General features: G+C 38.7%; 1 protein-coding gene. It reads left to right on the top strand.

The annotated features are described in order from the left end of the window. Positions 1-514: 514 nt before the first annotated feature. The coding region (locus HT719_RS10330) for a cell wall-binding protein (RefSeq protein ID WP_172929135.1) at positions 515-2996 on the top strand (2482 nt) is incomplete at its 3' end.

Below are 2996 nucleotides of genomic sequence, written 5' to 3'. Positions count from 1 at the left end.
TAAGTGATAAAGTCGGGAGCAATGATTTCCTTCTATTAATGATATCCATAATTTGGGCATTAGGGTCTTTGATATCGAGTAGTTTTGTGATAAAATGTAATTGTTCCATATGAATCTTTCTAATGATGGTTTGGTTGCTTTTCATTATAGATCTTATGGGACTTTTTTTCTACAACAAAATAGGCTCCATAATATCCATAGGGGATTTTCCTACTACAAATATTATAGAGCCAAAATCTCCAGCCTAGAGAATTCATGAGGGTCTGAAAGGGTCAGGTATTTATGTTTTGTCATAGTAGAGCTCATTTCTAACTCAAACGTCTCACACTAAATTCCACCATAAAAATCTGTTTTAGGCCAATTTCCACTTTGACCAGACTAGGGGGAGTTATCCGAATCATAATTTTAGATAAATATTGGGTAAACATTGGGAAAATACTTGACATATATGTTGTAGAAGAGTATAATGATGGTGATTCAGGTGATTAAAAATAATAATAAAGAGGTGACCTAAATGGGGAAGAAAAAGATGATTTTTGCTAGCCTAGCCAGTGCGGTAGTTTTAGGGGCTAGTCTTACTAGCGTTCAGCAATTGGCTGTAAAAGCTGATGAATCAAATACTACTAACACTAGCAAAGCATCCGAAAAATCTAAAAAGGATCTTGAAAAAGCGGAAGCAGCTAGAAAAGAAGCTGAAGCTAAAGTTGCTGAACTACAGAAAAAAGTAGAGGAAGCGAAAGCAAAAGCTGAAGAAGCTGCTAAGAAAGCAAAATCCGAAGCAGATGATGCTAAAGCTGCAGAAGAGGCAAAAGCCAAAGCTGAAAAAGCTAAACAGGCTGCTGATGCTGAGCTAGCTGCTGCTAAAAAGGAAGAAGCTGATGCTAAAGAAGCAGTGATGAAGGCTTTGACAGAACTTGAAAAGGATGCCGAAGCTAAAATTAAGGCAGATGACAAGATTACTGACAAAGCAGCAGCTATTAAAAAAGCAAAAGAGAGAATCGGTAAAGAAGATTTACTAAAAGCAATTGAAAATGGTCAAATCAAGGCCAGTGATGTTGTAAAGGAATTGCCAACAAAGGAAGATGAAGAACGAGTTATTACTAGCAAAGATTCTTCTCTTCCTGAAGAGATAAAAGCTAAAATCAAAAAAGCCGAGGAGGCTGATGCCAAACGTCCACAATCAGAAAAACTGCAAGACAAGGCGGATCAATTGGGGGATGAAATTGACTCTCTAACCAAGCAAGCTAATAAGGCTAAAGCCGAAGCTGAGAAAAAAGCTGCAACTCTGGTAGAAGAAGAGAAAAAACTAGAAGAAGCGAAAACAGCTCATGAAGCGGCACAAGCTGAATTTGAAAAGGCTTTAGCACTGGCTGAGTCTTATAAAGAAGATATTGATACTCGTGTTGACGACTTCAATGAAACTCTGAAAAAGGTAAAGGAAGCAAAAGCTAAGGAACCAAACACTTTGCTTAAAGAAGAACTTATTGATGCATTTACTCAATTAGAGGAGGCTGAAGAAGCTAAGATTAATGCAGATGATAAGATTAAGGACAAAGCAGCAGCTATCAAAGAAGCAAAAGAGAAAATCGGTAAGGAATATTTACTAAAAGCAATTGAAAATGGGGATATTTCACTAGAGGATGTTGTGAAAGAATTACCAACAGAAGATGCTAAAACTACACCTGACAGCACAAACGTGGTTTATGAGAAAAAATCGCTTCCTTCAGATAAAATGATGGAAGTTGAGAAAGCCGAAGCTGCAGAGAAGGCACGTCCAGAGTCAGAAAAACTGCAAGATAAGGCGGATCAATTGGGAGATGAGATTGACTCTCTAACCGAGGAAGCTAATAAACTTAAAGCTGACTTTGAGAAAAAAGCTAAAGAACTTGAAAATAAACAAAAGGATTCAGAAGATTATAATCAAGCCAAAGCTGATCTTGAGGAGAAATATGGAGTTCTGGAAGCTTATAAGGATGCGATTGACTCTCGTGTTGATAAACTCAAAGAGACTCTTGAGAAGATAGAAAAAGTTAAGACCTCAGATCAGAAAAAAGAAGATAAAGCCAAAGCTGATCTTGAAGCAGCCTTGACAGAGCTTGAAAAGGATGCCGAAGCTAAGATTAATGCAGATGATAAGATTAAGGACAAAGCAGCAGCTATTCAAGCAGCCAAAGCGGCAATCGGTAAGGAAGATTTACTAGACGCAATTGAAAGTGGTGCTATCAAGGCTAGTCAAGTTTTGGATGAATTACTAACAGAGGATGATAAACCTGACTCTGAAAATAGCAATAAGTTTTATAATGAGAGAAATCTTCCTGAAGAGATAAAAACTCAAATTGAAAAAGCCAAAGCTGAGGATGCCAAACGTCCAGAGTCAGAAAAACTGCAAGACAAGGCGGATCAATTGGGAGATGAAATTGACTCTCTAACCAAGCAAGCTAACAAAGCCAAAGCCGACCTTGAGCAAAAAGCTAAAGCTCTGGAGGAACAACAAAGAAAACTCAAAGAAGCGGAAGAAGCTCGTGCAGCAGCAGAAGCTGAATTTAACCAGGCGGATGCCCTTGTTGGATCTTACGCAGAAGATATTAATTCTCGTGTTGATGACTTCAATAAGACCCTTGAAGAAGTAAAGGAAGCAAAAGCTAAGGAACCAGCTAAAACGGAAGAAGAAACTCCAGTTCAACCCCAAGAAGAAGCAGATGCTAGAATTGCGGAGTTAGAGCAAAAAGCAGCAGAATCTAAGAAAACAGCTGATGATGCGACTGCTAAGGCTGAAAAAGAAAATAATGAAGCAAGAGCAGCTGAAAATTCAAAAGCTGAAGCTGAACAAGCTCAAACAGCTGCTGAAGCTGAACTAGAGAAGGCTAAAGCTGAGGCTGAAAAAGCAAAAGCAAAAGTTGAAGAGCTTGAAAAAGCAGAAAAAGCTGATCAGGAAGCAGCTCCAGAAGAACCAGCTAAACCAGCGGAAGATTCAATGCCAGCTCCAGCAGCTCCAG

Origin of the sequence: Streptococcus sp. k-378 (genome assembly GCF_013277505.1) — a bacterium.
Taxonomy (GTDB): domain Bacteria; phylum Bacillota; class Bacilli; order Lactobacillales; family Streptococcaceae; genus Streptococcus; species Streptococcus pseudopneumoniae.
This window is presented reverse-complemented; position numbering and strand designations above follow the sequence as displayed.